The 18368-nt window shown below is 45.1% G+C and carries 21 protein-coding genes and 1 rRNA gene; 4 read left to right on the top strand and 18 right to left on the bottom strand.

Features of this window, described 5'->3' with window-relative positions; all coding sequences use genetic code 11:
• Positions 1–201: 201 nt before the first annotated feature.
• Positions 202–1248, bottom strand: coding sequence for an AI-2E family transporter (locus ACOV1R_RS11345; protein ID WP_003643477.1), 1047 nt, complete (start codon positions 1246–1248; stop codon positions 202–204).
• A 461-nt stretch (positions 1249–1709) separates the two neighbouring features.
• On the opposite strand from ACOV1R_RS11345, the gene ACOV1R_RS11340 reads away from it, so the two are divergent.
• Positions 1710–2828 carry a vitamin B12 independent methionine synthase gene (locus tag ACOV1R_RS11340; RefSeq protein ID WP_015381025.1) on the top strand — a complete coding sequence of 373 codons (1119 nt, stop codon included), beginning with the start codon at positions 1710–1712 and terminating at the stop codon, positions 2826–2828.
• 87 nt (positions 2829–2915) lie between these two features.
• On the opposite strand, the gene ACOV1R_RS11335 is transcribed toward ACOV1R_RS11340, so the two are convergent.
• From ACOV1R_RS11335 to ACOV1R_RS11320, 4 genes are all read right to left on the bottom strand, one after another.
• Positions 2916–3299, bottom strand: coding sequence for a DMT family transporter (locus ACOV1R_RS11335; protein WP_003643479.1), 384 nt, complete (start codon positions 3297–3299; stop codon positions 2916–2918).
• A 14-nt stretch (positions 3300–3313) separates the two neighbouring features.
• On the bottom strand, positions 3314–3622 hold the full coding sequence (locus ACOV1R_RS11330; RefSeq protein ID WP_003642504.1) for a DMT family transporter: 309 nt from the start codon (positions 3620–3622) through the stop codon (positions 3314–3316).
• A gap of 466 nt (positions 3623–4088) precedes the next feature.
• The gene (gene trhA / locus ACOV1R_RS11325; protein ID WP_003642505.1) at positions 4089–4727 is read right to left on the bottom strand and encodes a PAQR family membrane homeostasis protein TrhA; all 639 of its coding nucleotides are present in this window, start codon (positions 4725–4727) and stop codon (positions 4089–4091) included.
• A gap of 276 nt (positions 4728–5003) precedes the next feature.
• Positions 5004–5348, bottom strand: a complete 345-nt coding sequence (locus ACOV1R_RS11320) for an ArsR/SmtB family transcription factor (RefSeq protein WP_003643481.1) — start codon at positions 5346–5348, stop codon at positions 5004–5006.
• Positions 5349–5486: 138 nt separating this feature from the next.
• Between ACOV1R_RS11320 and ACOV1R_RS11315 the strand changes: the two genes are divergently transcribed.
• Complete coding sequence (locus ACOV1R_RS11315; RefSeq protein ID WP_003642507.1) at positions 5487–6374, top strand: cation diffusion facilitator family transporter; 888 nt, start codon at positions 5487–5489, stop codon at positions 6372–6374.
• Between the two features lie 185 nt (positions 6375–6559).
• On the opposite strand, the gene ACOV1R_RS11310 is transcribed toward ACOV1R_RS11315, so the two are convergent.
• Together ACOV1R_RS11310 and ACOV1R_RS11305 are read right to left on the bottom strand one after the other, a co-directional pair.
• Complete coding sequence (locus ACOV1R_RS11310; RefSeq protein ID WP_015381026.1) at positions 6560–7153, bottom strand: helix-turn-helix domain-containing protein; 594 nt, start codon at positions 7151–7153, stop codon at positions 6560–6562.
• Between the two features lie 122 nt (positions 7154–7275).
• Complete coding sequence (locus tag ACOV1R_RS11305; RefSeq protein WP_015381027.1) at positions 7276–7509, bottom strand: hypothetical protein; 234 nt, start codon at positions 7507–7509, stop codon at positions 7276–7278.
• A gap of 509 nt (positions 7510–8018) precedes the next feature.
• Between ACOV1R_RS11305 and ACOV1R_RS11300 the strand changes: the two genes are divergently transcribed.
• Complete coding sequence (locus ACOV1R_RS11300) at positions 8019–8189, top strand: hypothetical protein (protein WP_003645469.1); 171 nt, start codon at positions 8019–8021, stop codon at positions 8187–8189.
• Positions 8190–8522: 333 nt separating this feature from the next.
• Here ACOV1R_RS11300 and ACOV1R_RS11295 read toward each other — a convergent pair whose 3' ends face one another.
• From ACOV1R_RS11295 to ACOV1R_RS11260, 8 genes are all read right to left on the bottom strand, one after another.
• The gene (locus ACOV1R_RS11295) at positions 8523–9071 is read right to left on the bottom strand and encodes a DNA-3-methyladenine glycosylase I (RefSeq protein WP_021357431.1); all 549 of its coding nucleotides are present in this window, start codon (positions 9069–9071) and stop codon (positions 8523–8525) included.
• The gene (folP, locus tag ACOV1R_RS11290; RefSeq protein WP_015381029.1) at positions 9043–10191 is read right to left on the bottom strand and encodes a dihydropteroate synthase; all 1149 of its coding nucleotides are present in this window, start codon (positions 10189–10191) and stop codon (positions 9043–9045) included. The genes ACOV1R_RS11295 and folP overlap by 29 nt, the downstream gene beginning before the upstream one ends.
• A gap of 24 nt (positions 10192–10215) precedes the next feature.
• A complete protein-coding gene (locus ACOV1R_RS11285; protein WP_021357432.1) occupies positions 10216–10800 on the bottom strand; it encodes a non-canonical purine NTP pyrophosphatase in 585 nt (194 codons plus the stop codon).
• Positions 10797–12161, bottom strand: a complete 1365-nt coding sequence (locus ACOV1R_RS11280) for a bifunctional folylpolyglutamate synthase/dihydrofolate synthase (RefSeq protein ID WP_027822304.1) — start codon at positions 12159–12161, stop codon at positions 10797–10799. The genes ACOV1R_RS11285 and ACOV1R_RS11280 overlap by 4 nt, the downstream gene beginning before the upstream one ends.
• 8 nt (positions 12162–12169) lie before the next feature.
• The gene (gene folE, locus ACOV1R_RS11275; RefSeq protein ID WP_015381032.1) at positions 12170–12739 is read right to left on the bottom strand and encodes a GTP cyclohydrolase I FolE; all 570 of its coding nucleotides are present in this window, start codon (positions 12737–12739) and stop codon (positions 12170–12172) included.
• The gene (gene folK / locus ACOV1R_RS11270; protein ID WP_003642516.1) at positions 12732–13244 is read right to left on the bottom strand and encodes a 2-amino-4-hydroxy-6-hydroxymethyldihydropteridine diphosphokinase; all 513 of its coding nucleotides are present in this window, start codon (positions 13242–13244) and stop codon (positions 12732–12734) included. The genes folE and folK overlap by 8 nt, the downstream gene beginning before the upstream one ends.
• Positions 13234–13602 carry a dihydroneopterin aldolase gene (gene folB / locus ACOV1R_RS11265; RefSeq protein WP_003643485.1) on the bottom strand — a complete coding sequence of 123 codons (369 nt, stop codon included), beginning with the start codon at positions 13600–13602 and terminating at the stop codon, positions 13234–13236. Before folB ends, folK begins: the two co-directional genes overlap by 11 nt.
• 224 nt (positions 13603–13826) lie before the next feature.
• The gene (locus ACOV1R_RS11260) at positions 13827–14360 is read right to left on the bottom strand and encodes a CvpA family protein (protein ID WP_015381033.1); all 534 of its coding nucleotides are present in this window, start codon (positions 14358–14360) and stop codon (positions 13827–13829) included.
• Positions 14361–14530: 170 nt separating this feature from the next.
• Between ACOV1R_RS11260 and ACOV1R_RS11255 the strand changes: the two genes are divergently transcribed.
• A complete protein-coding gene (locus ACOV1R_RS11255; RefSeq protein ID WP_003643486.1) occupies positions 14531–15439 on the top strand; it encodes a metal ABC transporter solute-binding protein, Zn/Mn family in 909 nt (302 codons plus the stop codon).
• Positions 15440–15658: 219 nt separating this feature from the next.
• Here the strand turns inward: ACOV1R_RS11255 and ACOV1R_RS11250 are convergent, their stop codons facing one another.
• The 3 genes from ACOV1R_RS11250 to rrf form a co-directional block, all read right to left on the bottom strand.
• Positions 15659–17074 (bottom strand): MFS transporter, encoded by a 1416-nt coding sequence (locus tag ACOV1R_RS11250; protein WP_003645463.1) that lies wholly within the window; start codon positions 17072–17074, stop codon positions 15659–15661.
• Between the two features lie 358 nt (positions 17075–17432).
• On the bottom strand, positions 17433–17693 hold the full coding sequence (locus tag ACOV1R_RS11245) for a DUF2187 domain-containing protein (RefSeq protein ID WP_003645462.1): 261 nt from the start codon (positions 17691–17693) through the stop codon (positions 17433–17435).
• Positions 17694–18284: 591 nt separating this feature from the next.
• Positions 18285–18368 (bottom strand): 5S ribosomal RNA (gene rrf / locus ACOV1R_RS11240); the annotation flags it as partial.

Raw genomic sequence — 18368 nt, 5'->3', positions numbered from 1 at the left:
ACAGTCTGACTTGTAATTGTCACTATCAGCATCTTTAAGCAGTAATTAATTAAAGCTGGCACCTTCGAAAGTAATCCACTTCGAAGATACCAGCTTACAATTATCTTTGATAACCTTTACGCGCAGTCACAAGCTACTGTTCATATAAATCACCCGACCCCATACAAAGTCTGCTACCGGTAAAGTACAGTTACAATCACACTAAGGTTCACGTTTCGCTATTTGAGACGTCACGCGTCGCGGCTCAGAATTCTGCACACCCAAAATGTCTAGGAAGAATGAAACAATTGGAATCCCAATGATCAAGCCCCAGGCCCCTAATAGACTTTCCATAATAATCAACGTAATAAAAGTGACAAAGACTGGTAAATCAGTCCGATCCGCCATTAGCCGTGGATGAAGGAAATAAGACTCGAAGGCGTGAATCAAAATAACCAACACGATGATCCAGACAACTCGAATCAAGCCACCCGACGCAAACCCCAGTAAGGTTAGCGGAATCATTGAAATCAACACGCCAGCCACCGGCACTAAGCCTAAGATAAAGACAATGATCGACAACACCATGATACTTGGCATCCCAATAATCATGAACCCAATCGTCATCAAAATCGTATTGATCGTACAAATCACCAGTTGCGTTTCAATAATCCGCCCCAGAATCATAACGAATTTATGCGTTAAATAGTAAACGTTCGTGAAGAACTTTTTAAACTTCGACTGCAAGAACTGGCGGCCAAAGACCATCATTCGTCCCCGCGAAACTGCAAAGATAAAACTCAAAAAGATTGCCATTAAGACGTGCGTAAAACCAGTCCCAACCTCACTCAGTCCTTTAATACCGGTGACGAGTAACGCCTTCCCGTTTTGAATCAATTCACTACTATGAATGGCTTGGTTGACCCATTTATCAATATTCTTATTCAATACCGGGTGATTGGTGATTGCTTTAGCCAGCATATCTGGAATGACCTTCAACTGATCGACCAGGGTAGGCGCCGCGTACGATAGCGCACCGATAAACAACGCAATCACGCCGACGTAGACCACAATGACGGCAATCCAATAAGGTAAGTGCGTTCGGAGGTTTAACCACCGACTAAGCTTAATGCCCAAATACGCAAAAATCGTCGTTAATAGAACAACTGTCGCAAACCCGCGCATTAAATAAATAATGATGATTAATAACGCCAACGTTAAGTACAAGTCAACGTCATCCCGCTTAAAAAACCGAATGATTCTATCCATAATTTGCCCCCAATCGCATGTTACTTGCATTATAGCATGACTATGGATTAATCCCGCCCACCGATTCCGGCCTTAAATTAAATTTGACATTTAAAATAATTACCAGTATGATAGGTGTCAATAATTAAAGAACGATTAAAAGATGAGTAATTGGTGTCGCTGTTCAGCGAGTATCGGGTTGGTGAAACGGTACCGGCACAACCAATGAAGATGGTCTTCTCCCTAGTTCGTTTTGGTGAGTGTCTGGTGAGCAACAAAGCAACCAGCATTAACTAAAGCCGGTTTAACAACCGTTACCCGCGTTAGCAATTGCCAATCATTTGGCAGCTGTATCGAGTAGACTAGTTCACTAGCCTAGAACTCAGGTGGTACCACGGCCCAACGTCGTCCTGAATAATGATTAATATTATTCAGGACGACGTTTTTTCGTTTCCAATAAAATTTAAGGAGTTTGATATTTAATGACAACTACAACTTTAACCGCCCCATTCCGTTTTGACGTCGTCGGCAGCCTACTGCGCCCCGCTAGTTTGAAAAAGGCCCATGAACAATTAGCCGCCGGTACCATTACGCGTGATCAAGAACTTGAAATCCAACACACTGAAATCAAACGAGTGGTCGCTGAACAAGTTAAACTCGGGCTCAAAGCCGTGACCGATGGCGAATTTTCACGCAGCTGGTGGCACTTAGATTTCCTTTGGGGCTTAACTGGTGTTGGCAAGTACGACTACCATCAAAGCTATAAGTTCAAGGGGGACCATACTCGAACGGATAACGCTGAACTTATTGGCAAAGTCGCGTATAATCCCGACCATCCGTTCTTTGCTGCCTTTGAATACTTACAATCAATCGTTCCCGCTGGCGTACTCGCTAAACAAACGATTCCATCACCAACTATGTTATTCCGCGATAATCGGAGTGACAATTGGACCAAATTCTATGACAGCTGGGATGCCTATTTAAATGATCTCGCTCAAGCTTATCACGATACCATTCAACATTTTTATGACCTTGGGTGTCGCTATATTCAGTTAGACGATACGACGTGGGCTTTCTTAATTAGCAAACTCAATGATCCCGAAGCTGACCACGCGGCCTACACTAAGTGGGCGACCGATGCCGTTAAAGTGATTAACGCAGCATTAGCTGACCTACCGAGCGACTTGACCGTCACGACCCACATCTGCCGGGGTAACTTTAAATCCACGTACCTCTTCTCGGGCAGTTACGACGTGGTTGCACCCTACCTTGGCCAGCTTAACTATGATGGGCTGTTCTTGGAATATGATAACGAACGGGCGGGTGGCTTCGAAGCGTTAGACCAGATTTGGAACCATGATGACCACAAACGCATCGTATTAGGTCTGGTTACCTCTAAGTTTCCAGAATTGGAAAAAACCACTGTGATCAAAGAACGAGTTCAAGCTGCGACCACTAAGGTGCCATTGCGTAATCTAGCACTATCGACCCAATGTGGCTTTGCTTCAACTGAAGAAGGTAACCAGTTAACTGAGGCTCAACAGTGGGCCAAGTTGTCGTTAGTCATTGGTACGGCTAAGGAAATCTGGCCAGAAGCCTAATTACAACAACTAAAAAAGATCGAGAATCAACCGGCGCATTTCAAGCGTAATCGCTTAAAAAATCAGCCAGATTCTCGATCTTTTTAGTTACCGGTTAAACCGGGTCCGCCACCGTGCCAAGCGCGGCGTCGCAGTAGCCGGTTTAGTCGCCTTAGCAGGCATGTTCAATAGAATCACACCCGTAATAATCGCCATGAATCCCAACGTTTTCAATCCCGTCAAGATTTCGCCAAACGCCCAAATTCCAATCAGGCCGGTCGCAGCTGTGCCGACTCCGGCCCAGATTGCATAACCAACACTCAGTGGGATTTTGCTCAATGCCCGTGAGAAACTAAAAATCGCTAGGCCGTATAGTAACATGCCCACAATTCCAACCAAGGGGTACTTAAATCCAGCCGATAACTTCAACAAGCTGGTCCCCGCAATTTCAACGCCAATCGCAATAACTAATTGAATCCATGCACGCATCATCATTCCCCCTTGATTTAAATGTTCAGTAAAATCGCCCCGACTACGATTGCAATTAAGCCACTCAGACGTGAGAGACTGAGCCGTTCACGGTAAACGACGACCGCTAAAATAACGGTTGCAAACGTGCCCAGTCCAGCCCACATGGCATACGTCACCCCTAACGGCAGGCGTTGCATTGCAAGCGTTACAAGGACTAACGAACTAAAATATCCAACCAACACCATTATCGTTGGTATTAAGTTCCGAAAACCGTTTGCGCGCTTTAAGAAAAAGCTCCCTAAAACTTCCATGAAAATGCCACCAAATAATAACCCGTATGCCATCTTAATCACCTCACTAAAAATTTCGTTGTCCTACTATTCTACGGAAGTTTATTTAAAAAGGCAATCAAAAGATACGCCTGGCTGATTACAGTTTGATGACAAAAATAAATCGTATTCTAGACTATGCTACAGCGATCTAGCCATTTAATTTCAAAATTATTGTTAGCTGAGTGGCGATAACTCATTCAGCTTAACGAGCGTACGCAATGGTTACGATTCGAATACCGTCCANCTAGACTATGCTACAGCGATCTAGCCATTTAATTTCAAAATTATTGTTAGCTGAGTGGCGATAACTCATTCAGCTTAACGAGCGTACGCAATGGTTACGATTCGAATACCGTCCAGTTGAAAAACTTTTCGCAATAAAATGTCAATAATCAGCATTTAAGACGTCATCCGCGACTCAAATCTCCCGCATCTAAAAAAAAAGGACCAGCTCAGCAGCTGGTCCCCACAGTCATCCTTAAATATAGAAATAAATTGAGAAAAACATCAACGTGGTTCCCACCATCACGAATAGGTGCCAAATAACGTGTAAATATTTAATCCGTGGGAAACTATATAGTAATGCACCTAAGGTAAACGCAACGCCCCCGGCAACTAATAACCAGAAGCCAGTGACACCTAAATGGTCCCATAACTGCCGACCACCGGCGAGGCACATCCACCCCATCAACACATAAATGACCGTTTCGACCTTTTTCAAACGTCCAGGCCAAACAGCATTAACCGTAATCCCAGCAATCGCTAAAATCCAAATCGTTAATAAGATCGTCCAGCCCAACCAACCCTTAATCGCCAGTAGACTGTACGGCGTGTATGTCCCAGCAATCAGCACGTACACGCCACTGTGATCGAAGATACGAAAAACTTCGCGGGCGCGCGTAAAGTATAATCCGTGAAATAACGTCGAACACGTATATAGTACAAACAACGAACAACCATATATAATAAACGCCGCCCATTCGAGGGGCTGACCATCCGCATATGCCTTGAGCATCAAAAAAACAAATGCAACGATACTTAAAATAATCCCAATCCCATGAGTCACTGAGTTGAGGACTTCATTTGTTATTTGATACTGTCGCGCCGACTGTGCCATGTTAATCACCTCATATTTATTGTTGACACCAGCATACCATCACATAGTGTAAATATCAATACATCTAGTTTATAAAACTAGGTAATTAACAAAAACATAACTAGTTCAAAAAATGACACTGCGAAATTAACCATTTCGCGGTGTCATGCTAAGCACAATCTTATATTCAAGGTCATCATGCGGTCTTCTAGGCCATGGATATCTATACCAGTGCCCACTACGAACCCACAGCGCTTACCACTCATCATAACTGATCAGTGGTAACACCTATTCAACCTAATTATCGGCTTCTTCAGCGTGAGCTGCGACTTGCTGAAAAATACTAATGATATGTTTATCGGCCAGCTGGTAGTGCACGTTACGTCCATTGCGTGTTCCCACAACTAATTTTAATTGTTTGAGGACCGTTAACTGATGAGACACATTCGACTGTGTCAGGGCTAATCCCGTCGCCAATTCACCCACACTCAGCTTAGATACGGCCAAAGCGTAGATAATCCGGGCACGCGTCGGATCACCAAGTGCCTTAAAGATTGCGGTGATCCGACTCAACTCATCAGTCGGCGGCATCAGTTCAGCCAACCGTTTGACGATCATTTCATGGTCCATTTCATTTTCCATCATAAACTCCAATTTCTAATTGAGATTGTCATGTAAGCGTGTTACAATACACATGAACAGTCATTCATATGTTTGTTCGTTCATATTTAAATTATAGCCATAACAAGGATAAATTCAACTAAGAAGTAGGTGATTCATATGGCACACAGCCATCAAATACAACAACAGACCAGCGCCTTCAAGATTGGGGTCGCCCTAAATACTGCCTTCATTGTCTTGGAAGCTGGCTACGGTTTTGCGAGCGGCTCACTGGCCCTAGTTGCCGATGCAGGACACAATCTCAGCGACGTCCTGGGCTTACTGATCTCCTGGCTGGCAATCTGGCTTGGACAAAAAAGCGCCAACGATAAGTACACATATGGGTACAAAAGCTCATCAATCTTGGCCGCCCTCTTCAACGCCGTCTTTTTACTAGTCGCTATCGGGGCCATTTCAGTCGAGGCCATCCAGCGCCTTAGTAATCCGGGTCCCGTCGCCGAATGGGATGTCATTATCGTTGCTGCTGTTGGGGTCGTCATTAATGGCTTTACCGCATTACTCTTTATGAAGGGCCAAAAGCACGATCTCAATATTAAGGGCGCTTTTCTCCACATGGCCGCCGACGCCGGCGTCTCCATCGGCGTGGTCATTGCTGGCTTCATCATCTTGAAGACTGGCTGGTTCTGGCTAGACCCCGTTGTTTCCCTGCTAATTGCCGTCGTGATTTTGATTGGTACTTGGGGACTCTTACGAGATGCGATGAATTATTCACTAGAAGCTGTACCGAACAATGTTGACCGCCAAGCAATCGCTGATTATTTAACCAGCCAGCCCACCGTCAACCAGATTCACGATTTACACATTTGGGGCATGAGTACTACTGAAACAGCCATGACCGTCCATCTCTGTCGTTCAACATTAGCTGACAATAATGCCTTTTTGGAACAACTGAACAAGGACCTAAGCGCCCAGTTTCCACTAACTCATATCACGATTCAGATTGAACTTGGCAAGGTGGATTATGAAACAACGGATAGTTCGATTTAGTTCATCGTGAGTTAAGTTATGATACACAGCATCCAAATCGAATCTGTTTCTGTATAAACTATCTCTTCCGCCTTAAACGACCGCATGCTATTAAGCATGCGGTCGTTTTTTGTCTTACACATTTTCGTTAGTTTGAGACGCCACGGCTCACTTCCAAACTCATCAATATTGACTAGCTCGGTAAACTACGACCGTTCTCGTTGTTTTGGCTTCAAAAAGATAGCTAATACCAAACTTAATATCAGTATTGATGTGACCAGCAAGCGACCGGCCACTTCACCAATTATCGCAGCGGGGCCATCATCAACGGCATGTGCTAACTCGTTCAGATAACTCGGTACTATTGTATTGATCAGAATCTCAGCAATAAATGCAATAAACACCGTGATGACGATACCGACACGCAATTTACCTGACTTGAACCGCTGCCAATCTGAAAAATACGACAATAATACCATGGCGTTCACCAGTACTAAAAACGGTACCAAAAACGTTCGTATTCCAAACGGCCGCAAATAGTCAATGTAGCCAAGTACCAGTAACAAGAAATTGCATCGATACGAGACGACCACCCATTTTCGGCTCTTCTGATGAAGTCGTTCTGCTTCCTTATAATAAGCCAGTAAGTGATCATCCCGCATTAAATCGTCTAGCCGAACGTCATAAATATCACTCAATTGAACTAAACTGCCAACATCGGGAAAACTGTGGTCATTTTCCCAGCCTGAGATTGTTTTGCGCGATACATGTAATTGTTCGGCCACTTGCGATTGTGTCAATTGTGCGTGCTTCCTACACACTTTTAGTTTTTCAGAGAATTTCATATCAGACTTTCGACTACTCCCTCATACTTTGGTTGCCATAACGCGATTAAAAATCATGCTTTTTTACCATGACCTGATCAAAATGCACGTTCATTCGCACGCGGCTCACCTTTCTTAAAAAACAACACTTGAATTAAAAAGCCAATAGCAACAATTACAAAAACAAGATTAATCAGATTTGTGCCATTTCGCCAAAATTCGCGACCTAAGACATTACCGTTAACAATTGCTGGATAAACGTTAGCGCTTAGCAATAGTAAAACGATTGCAGCCCAGAATCTGTAGTATTTGTAGAAAACAAGATTAATCATAACCAATCACTCCTAAATGTCTTACTTATATTTGCAATTTATAATAGGTGTCTTATCAGATAAATACAACCTTCTTAAGTAAAAAAACTAGTCTGTATTTTCCAGACATGCAATTAACCCGCTCATGCTGGGCATTTAGCACAGTATAACCATCAGTCTGATGCAGTGAGCATGATTTTTGTGGATAACGCTTATTCATTCAAAATCTATGCACCAAACGCTATACCGTTTACTGAAACGTTATGGTACTAGAAGTAGTTATCACTAACCAGTATCTGAGTCAGTCACAATACACTGCTAATTACCAGTCACAGGTTCAACGATACCGCAACCTCAGCGGTATCGTTTTTTCAAATATTCAGCATTTTTCGACGTTCGTACGTTAAATTAAGACATTAACGCACATTGCAGCACACATAACGTCATTCATTATATAATTTAAGTAATATTTATTAATTCAGATAATCTGGTTCACTTCATTCTTAGCTAACCACCTAGGAGGCACTTACATGAGCATCATCAATCGCGTTATCGGTATCATTATCACGCTTATCTTGTTATGCCAATGGTTGCTTGGCTATCAATTACCAGCTGCCATGGCGTTCTTCTTAGTGGCCTGGCTGATTGGCTTGGTAACGATGTGGCTGTTGCCAGACACGACGACGACCGCTAACCGCTAGTCGTGTCAGAGGGATACAAAATCAACTCATTCTAAAACACGTCATAAGACCATTACAACTTGCTCTTGCGACGTGTTTTTGCTAACTTCACTATTACCTAGAAAACGGTTAGACTGGTTCTACACGCCAGCATCACCGACCATTCAAATATGTTTTTGCCGCTTACCCTCATTGTGAACTTGCGCTTCATATTGCGATGGAACTAATAATCACACTTCCCATAACCACTCCGGATTAAAGCCCCCACCTTGCTTACATTCACACATTGATACTCACAAAAATACGCAGGCATAAGCAAATAAAAAAGGCCAGCATCCGCCAGCCTAATTCTACCTAATTCAATTTAATCAATCCCGCCGCCAGCAAAAACATGTGGGTGACGACTGGTCCAACGAAGGTCAAACCATGTCGGTGTAAATCCTTCGCAACGCGGGCGCCCAGGGGTGAGCGCGTCGGTAATTCATCATCGGGCGCCGGCATAATGATTGGTGTCGCATCGACAAACGCCCACAGGTAGTTGCTAAAGCTACCATACTCGGCCTGTAATTGTTGAATAGCACGCGCATCTTGAATGATTGCACGTAACTTACGACCATTGTGCATCACTTTGGGAGTCAACATCAGCCGTTCAAAATCCGGTTCGTCCAGGGCGGCTACGGCGTCTACCCGCAGCCCCGCCATATGTTGCCGCAATACTGGTAACTGACTAGCCGCGACCCGCCAGCCTAAACCCACTTGTAAGATTCCAACCACTAACAATTCAAATAAAACGTGATCATCGTACGTGGGAGTACCGCAATAAGCATCGTAGTCCTTAACCCCATTCGCTGTAATATCGTCAAAATCATCCGGACTAATCATTATTCGATAACCAATAGCCATTCTCAATTCGACCTAACAGCGTAATCAATTGCTTGGTTTCAGCAACATCGTGGACCCGGATGATCCGGCCACCCTTAAGCATCATCGCTGCTTCAGTGACCAACGTCATTGGTAGCCGGTCTTCCTTCTTCAGGCCAAGCAATAGACCTAAGTAACCTTTCCGTGAAATGGCCACCATCATTGGGCGTCGCAAATAATTAAATTCATCAATGTTACGCATCATCACGTAATCCTGTTCCCCATGTGCGACTTGTGAATAGCCGATCCCCTGATCTAGAGCAATTCGTTCAATATCGATGCCATGACTCGTCAATGCTGCCAGATTTTGTTCAAAGAAACCACGCATACTGCTCGTCAGATCGGTATATTCTTGGTCACGACTACTGTGCATAGTCAGTAAGCCGACGCGACTGTCAGCCATCAATTTGAGCTTGCGAGGGTCGTCCGTAAAGGCGTTCACATCGTTAATAATGCTGACACCTTCTTCCAGGACGGCTTGCATGACATCATACTTATAAGTATCGACCGCTAAGACTGCTTCCGGGAAACGAGCCTTGATGGCGCGAATGTACGGCAACGTCCGGTCCAATTCAACTTGCGGCGTGACTTCCGTGAAGCCCGGCCGTGTCGTTTGACCATTAACTTCGATTACGTCAGCTCCTGCTTGTAACATGGCATCCACGTGATTCAGTACGTCATCTTTAGTCTTGTACTGGCCACCGTCGAAAAAGGAATCCGGCGTAATATTCATGATGCCATAAATCATCGGCTTCTTGGTGAGATTAAACCGGTGCTCACCCGCTTGCCAAAAAACATCATATTGTTTCATAATTTGGGTCAATTGAATTTGAGTCGTTGCTTGATCCGTAAATACTCGCGACCATTGGTGGGTTAACTGGCGACCAGCTGTCTGGTTCAACAAGACGGTCAACTGTTCAGGACTCGCCAGCACGACCCCATCTAATTGCTGACATAGTTGGGTTAATCGGAGCTGCTGTTCCCGATTATAATCACTAAAACGCAAAACTAATTGTTGTTGTCGTTGAACTTGGGCATTCAACGCCTGACTCGCAAAATCCGTTGCTTGTGCTAATGAACTGGTGATATCTTGTACTAACATCTACTCCACCGATCCTTCCAATTTTTAAAGTTTTGTGATTAATTTTAAGGCGGCCCGTCCCCGGTGTGTCAGCGGGATGCGCCACGTTGCTGGTAATTCGGCCAAAGTTCGACCATAGCGCGGTAGCCAGAAAATTCGGTCAAATCCCCCAGAATAGCGTCCAAATTGATAGGACGCAATGTAGCCGGTGATCGAAGCTTGTACGGCCAAGGTCCGCCCATCTGGCCAGGCAGCCGCTAACGTAGCACGCATCACCGCTTGCCGCTCGTTGTCAGGAATATCGCGTAGGGCCGTTAAAATTTCCTGATTGCGATCAAAGCCGCTGACTGCAACCCCTAAGTCGCGCGCCGTGGTCACACCTAACAAGTTTGGTAACGCGGAAATCTCTAAGCCACTATCATCTGCGATAACCGGAACCCCTAGCTGTTGCGCCCCAAAACGAGCTTTAGCAACCGCGTTATCGACATAGCTCGTCGCCGTTTCCACGGGAAATTCGAGCCGCGGCGCCACTGTCAAGTACTGACGAGAAGTCAAGCCATAATAAGCCAAACACGCGATCAAGTCGCGACTTTTACCAGCGTTGTTGGATGCGATCAACCAAGTCCTCATTGGCTTAACCCCAGCCAACCAGCCTGTTGGAGCTCACGAATGACATAAAATGACCCCGTTACAATAATCGCACTATTACTGGTTGCTTGCTGCTGAGCTTGCGTTAACGCATCCGTGATCGTCGTTGCAGTCAATAAGTCTGGCTGTCGTTGCATCGCAGCCGTGGTCATAAAGGTGGGCGTTAATAATGCGGTCGCCGTGTCGGCCAGCTTAGTCGCGGATAACGCTCGTTCTGGATTTGCGGGCGTATTCGTAATCAGGACGTCAGCTACCGGTAATAGTTCAGCCAGCATTTTAGGGTAGGCCTTATCTTGTAAGACCCCGACGATCCAAATCAATTTACGACCAGCGAGTAATTGCTTCACACTTGCCACTAGTGCTGCCATGCCATCCGGATTATGCGCCCCATCGGCAATAATGACAGGTTGCTCCTGTAACACGGTCAACCGGCCTGGCAAGGAAACTTGTTGCAAGCCTCGGCGAACCGCACTGTTCGTCAAGTTAACTTGTTGCTGTTGTAGTACTGCAACCACAGTTAAAACCAACCGCAGATTTTGTAGCTGATAGGTGCCACTCAGTCCGACCGTTAATTGCGTCCAATCAAAAAGCTGACTGTGCGCATCAACGACGGTTTGCGTGAGTGTTTGCCCAGTCACCGTCAGTTGCGCGTGCTTAGCGGTCACTAGCCGAACACCTTGATTGAGCGCTTCGGTCTGCAAAACAGCCAGGGCTTCTGGGTGTTGGTCAGCCAATGTCACTGCTGTTGTATGGGGCTTGATGATTTTTGACTTATTTTGCGCAATCGCGGTAATCGTGGGCCCAAGAATGGCGGTATGATCGAGGGCAATCTTAGTAAATACCGTGAGTTGGGGACTGGCTAAGGCGTTAGTCGCATCATACAAGCCGCCCAAACCGGCTTCAATGACCGCCCATTGCACGTTTTGATTCCGAAACCAAACGACACTAATGAGAAAGAACCATTCAAAGATGGAGACATCGCTAGCTGTCAGTCCCATATTTTGCAGAACCGGTAGAATCTCACGATACGTATCGATAAATTCCGCTGGACTGATCCACGTCCCATTGCATTGCAGTTGTTCACGCGCATCATTAATCGCGGGGCTGCTGAAGCGGCCAACTTGATACCCTTGCGCCCGCAGGATACTGGCTAACATAGCTCCCGTAGAGCCTTTGCCATTAGTCCCAGCGATATGGATCACATGGTAATAATGGTCAGGGTGGCCAAGATGTGCCATGATTCGCCGTAATAACGGAACACGCTGATGATTATTGGCTAACATGGCTTGATTTAGTTGGGCTAATAAGTCCTGATAATGTTGTTCAATCGTCCCTGTATCCACTCAATCACCTACTTTGCGATTCGCTGTAAGAATTCTCTTTTCAAGTCTAAATCCGTCTTGAATTGACCACTGTAATAGCTACTTTCCGTATGCACACCCGGTTTGCTAACACCCCGCATCTCCATGCACATGTGCCGCGCCGTGATTGAGACCGCGATCCCAGCCGGGTCAAGAATTCGTTGTAATTCTGTTGCAATGGAAACTGTCAACCGCTCCTGAACGTTCGGCTGTTGACTGCAATAGTCAATCAAGCGAGGAATCTTACTCAAGCCAATCACTTGTTCATGCTGCGGCACATAAGCAACTTGAGCCGTGCCAAAAAATGGCAAAAGGTGATGCTCACACATCGAATAGAATGGAATATCCTTAAGTAATACCATTTCAGTCGGATGCTCAACCTTGAACAGTTTATAATTATCAAATGGTGCGGCGGTCTTAGTAGCGAAAACTTCCGCATACATTCGTGCAACCCGTGCTGGTGTTTCTACTAATCCCGGTCGGTCAGGATCTTCACCAACTGCACTTAAAATTTCTCGTACTGCATGCTCAATCTTTGCTTGGTTCTTCTCATCAATCATCTAACTCACTCACATTTCTTACTTTTTTAATCCAACTCTGATCCTGATTAGCCGCAATCAATTGGGCCACTTGTGGTCCAACTAACACATCAGTTTTGGCGATTTCAGCAGTTGGCAGTAGCACAAAGTTGCGCTTAGCTGCCTGCGCATGCGGAATCGTCAGCGTCGCTGTGTTGATTTGCCGGTCGCCCCAAAAAATAATATCCAAATCAATCGTACGTGGTCCCCAGTGAACCAAGCGTTGGCGGTGGCCCGCCTGCTCAATTGTATGTAATTCATCCAATAGTTCTTCTGGTGTCAAATTAGTCGTTAAGGATACCGAAACATTGTAAAAATTGGCCTGATCACGCTTTCCCCACGGTTGAGTCTCATACCAATGAGATTCGTCAATCACGTTTACCCCATTGACGGCTCGTAATCGGCTAAGGGCTTGCTGAATATTTTGGACGCGCGGATGAATATTGGAACCAACACTCAAATAAACCCGTTCTTCCCTACTTGCCATTCGGCGTCCCCTCCACCTCAATTTCCACATCATCAAAGATTCCAGGCATTGGTACGCTATATTTACGAATTTTAATATTGATTGCATCCGCCGCGGGAAAACTTGTCAATAACGTCTGCAATAAGTGGTTAGCTAGCGATTCAATCAACTTGTATGAATGGGTCGTTACAAATTCATCGACCACGTTACGGACCGCCGCGTAATTGATGGTCTCGTGAACGTCATCGTGTTGAACCTTGGTTTCGATAGGATATTTAATGGCAATATCTAGCCCTAGTTGTTGACCATTACGCCGTTCTTCTGGAAGTACCCCGTTAAACGTGTGAAAGCGTAAATTATTAATTCGAATCATGCCCATAAGTATCCCAGCCTCTTTCTTGCTCATTTTTACTTATAATCATAGCATGAAGGACGCTCAATATGATAGTAATCAGCCAAATAACCCCATAAAAACTAGCAATCGTTCGGGAACCGAAAAAAGTGCGTTGCTAACAAACCGGTTCATCAAAAAAGACGTTGCTGGTCAAAAAACCAGTAACGCCTTTGTCTTAGTTTAAAGCAGTCGTACCCCCACCATGAACTCTAGGAATCCGTATTCGTCCCATCATTAAAATTAATCAAATTACTGAGGTAATGGCTAGTTAGACCAGGTGTCTGCTTCACAATATAGGTGGCGAGCGGTGACTGCGTCATTTGCGTCTGAATAAAGCTCGTATTGACGATGTTCGCCAACGACAACGCGACAAAAATAACCAGATACATCACGACAAATGACACGATTCCACCCGCAACACTGTTCACTTGCTTAATAACTGGTAGCCACGTAATGCTACGTGAAACACGGCCTAACAACCGAATCACGGACCACCCTAACGAAATTAACACGAAGAAAGCGACCAGGTTAATGATCAACGTTGCCGCCACTGAAGCTTCAATTAAATGTAAATTCGTCAATAGATTACTAATCATTGTCCCTAACGGCTGATAGAGTAGTCGTGCAAACAATAGGACGACGACCGTCCCAATCAGATGCAACATTTCAATCACAAATCCGCGGTGAAACCCGCGAAAAATTGCGCTTGCTAGTAAAATTAAAATCACAATCGTAAATATCATCTGCGTGCCCCGCCTTCCGCTTTTCAGGTACGCCTATTTTACCAGCTTTCGTCAGTCAGTGCAGTGTTTTCACCTAGTCTAAACCTTATCTTAAAGACTTGACGACGACCGTTTCTTTCGGTAAAGTTAACAGTAATGGTTACGATTTAAAGAGAATGGGGTTACAATACATGGTCAACCGACGGATATGGCTTTATTTGGCAATAATACTGGGACTCAGCGGCCTATTAGCAGGCTGTCAAAGTTCGAGCACCCCCAGTAAAACGACTAACGACAAAATTAATATCATGGCTAGTCTCGACTTTTATGGTCAAACGGCTAAGGCGGTGGCAGGAAAGTATGGTCAAGTGACCTCGATTATTGATCGACCGAGCGTTGACCCCCACGACTACGAGCCGACCGTCAACACGGCTAAGCAGGCTAGTAGCGCCCAATTAATCATTTACAACGGCCTCGGCTACGATGACTGGATGGAAAAGCTTACTGTCAACAAAGCCAAGGGCGCCCGGGTAATCACAGTGGGAACCGACGTGGCTCATAAAACTGACGGGGCCAACGAACACGTCTGGTACGATCCCACAACGATGCCCAAATTGGCAACTAAAATCGCAACAGAACTCAGCAAAATTCAGCCGCAGCACAAGCATTATTTTGAACAGCAGGCCCAAAAGTATCAGACCAACGCTAAGACTATAACCACTATGATCAAACAATTGAAACAGCATGCAAATAATCAGCGTGTCGCTGTCAGTGAGCCGGTCTTTGACTACTCATTGAAGGCAATCGGCTACCGAATCAGCAATACGCATTTCGCACATGCAATTGAAGAGGGTTCCGACCCATCACCTAAGGATATCCAGCAAATGCAACAAGACATCAAGCACCACCGGATTGCCTTTTTCGTTGAAAACACTCAGACCGATAGTAACTTGGTCACGAACATGGTCAAACTCGCCAGGAAATACGATGTGCCAGTACTGAAGGTCACCGAAACGTTACCGGCCAATCAGACGTATCAAAGCTGGATGCTCAGTCAATATCGTCAATTGGCAAAGATTCAAAAAGCAACAGCCAAGTAGAAGCGCCCCGGTTAGTTGGGCCAAGTCCTGTGATTCAGTACGATCACAGTCGCGCTACGAAAAAAGGGCCGCCATTCTTGATTACAAGAATGGCGGCCCTTTTGGCCTAATTACGACTAACCGACCGATTGTGCAGGCACTAATGTCTAATTAGTGGCGTTCAAAGCATATCCCACTTAACTTCAGTCATTCTCGCCTGGTAGTCAGTCACCGTGATTATTAATGCGACTGCTTGCGCCCATCACGCAAAAGTAACGCAAGCACGAGGCCAACCAATTCAATGCCGAGCATCATCCAGAAGACCGTATGGTACCCTTGCAAGTTCGCACGCAACGTTGAGGCTCCCGCTTGTTTCTGAGCAAGCGTCACGTTGGATAAGACCAAGGTCGCCACGGCCACACCAGCTGAACCGAGAATTTGACGAACCGTCGTAATCACAGCGGTACCGTGTGAAATCAGTTCATCGGGTAATGAATTAGCCCCCAATGTGACGGCGGGCATCATGACAAAGGCATTCCCGCCTTCAATTAAGGCAGCCAGCAAAATCATGGTGAGCAGGTTCAACTCTGAATTGATCAGTGCTAAGATCAGCCAACCAACAACGATCATACTCATACCAAGTAACATGATTTGTTTGTATCCAATCTTCTCTGCTAGTTTCCCAGTAAGCGGGTTCAAAATACTTAGAAGCACCGCACCAGGCACCAGTGACATGCCTGAAACGAATGGCGACACCTTCAAGACACCCTGGTAATAGAGTGGGAAGATGATTGTTACGACAATCAGCGCCACGTACGAGATTGCTGTTAGGAAAATGGCTAAGTCATAATTAAATGTTTTTAAGACCCGTAGTTCCAATAACGGCGTCTCCAAGTGAAATTGGCGATAAGTAAAGTAAGCCACCGCTAGTACTGAAACCGCTAATAACAGCCAACCGAACGTCCAGTTCACATTGGGTTTACCAATCTCATTCACGACGTATAAAATCCCAGCAAAGCCCAGTAACGTCACGATTGAGAGCAAATCCAGCTTTGAAGGCTTATTGACCATCACGTCCTTGATCGTTGTGAAACTAATTAGGATCAACAAAGTTGCCACCGTGATGAAGACGGCAAACAATCCGTGCCAATCGGTAAACTTCAAAACCACACCGGAAATAATCGGGCCAGATGCTAATGCTGATCCCATGACCAACCCGGCGACACCCATCGTACTGCCCCGTTTTTCCTCGGGCGTAATCGTCAGTAAAATGGATTGATACGAGGGAAACAGCACGCCAACTGCCGCCGCTTTAATTAGGCGACCGACCATCATCACACCAAAACTGGGTGCGAAATAAATAATGATTGAACCAATATCGAAAAGCACCAAAACGGCTAAGAATAATTTCTTAAACCCAATGTTATTCAACAACCACGGACTGATTGGCATCATGACGACCATTGTCAACATAAAGCCGGTCGTTAACCATTGCACGGTTGAGGCCGAGATGCCAAAGTCGCGCATAAATGTTGGGTAGACCGTCGACAAGGAAGACTGACTGATCGACATGGTCCAAGTCCCAAGCAACAGCGTAAAAATGAACCAGAAGCGTCGACGCCCCGTCAACGTTACATTTTGATTAGCTGTCTGCATTCAAAACTCCTCCTTACTTTAGAACAGTTATCAACTACTAATATCCATTGTACCATTGAAACCAATGATGTACAGGCTAAAAGTCAGATTGGCAACAAAAAAGTTTGCTACACCGAATAAAGAGACGTGCACAATTAGCTTGTAACAACACCCGCGTGAATGATTGTTAAATATCCAATCTGTTAAAGCTCTAACGGACAGATTCATTAAGTCAGTTGGCCTCTAATCATCATAAAATCAGTCCCAACCAGGGCACTCCATCACACCGAAAAGCTTTGCAGCCAAACTAAAAATGGGTTGTTCAAGAATCAAATTCTTGAACAACCCATTACCTACATGTTGCATCGATATTCTTAATTTATTCAGCTAACATGGCCGCACTAACTGCCTGTAGCTGCTTCGCTTCACCAGCAGTCGGTTTAGCGGGTTTCATCTTCTTTAAGGCGATCACTGCCCGATATTGAAGTTCTGCCACATTAATATCATCCCGCAAATCATAATGAGTAATTGTGACGAAGGCGGAGTTCTCGTAAATTTTTTCAACTTTAGCATAAAAATCATAATCGGTATTGCCGTTCTTTTGACATTTAACCCGATCCCCCACAGAAATCTGAGCCATAACTATCACTCCACTTCATAAAATATGATAATAACATAGCACGTAACTGCTAGAATAACAATTATTGCTCCCGAATTTACATGATTTTTACATGGTTATGACGGATACTGTCCAAATTAAATGACATTAGGCCCAGCAGCCAGTATTTGCGGTTAGTAATGGCCAAGTTCGTAAACCAATACCTAGTACCTTAGACTGAGCTGAATCACCTTATCGATTGATAACTAGCATTCGATTTTTCTAACCAACCAAACGTACGCCATTTACGCCTGACTCTCAAAATCCGAGTGCTACTGTCTCTCGTTTTGACAACTCCCCCATCACTGCCAGCTACCCCAAATATGAGCATTGAGCGCAATCGCTAACGATTCAACTCAACGGAAACTTATTCAGTACAATGAGTGTGATTGCAACCAATAAGTAGATCGTGCCGGTGATTAATAGTATGGGTTGAATTCCAAATGCGCTGATGAGTACCGGGATTCCTAATAATCCGACCCGCCGTTTGAATTTCAAAATTTAGTCTTAGTTCGCCCAGTAGGCTAATTTTTGGCAACAAAAAAAGGAATCGAATTAACGATTCCTTAGGTTGCATGGCAACGTCCTACCCTCGCAGGGAGCGATCCCCCAACTACTCTCGGCGCTAAGAAGCTTAACTTCTGTGTTCGACATGGG

The organism is Lactiplantibacillus sp. YT640 (assembly GCF_049745435.1).
Lineage (GTDB): Bacteria > Bacillota > Bacilli > Lactobacillales > Lactobacillaceae > Lactiplantibacillus > Lactiplantibacillus plantarum.
Note: the sequence above shows the minus strand (reverse complement) of the source record. Positions and strands in the feature narration are given on the sequence as shown.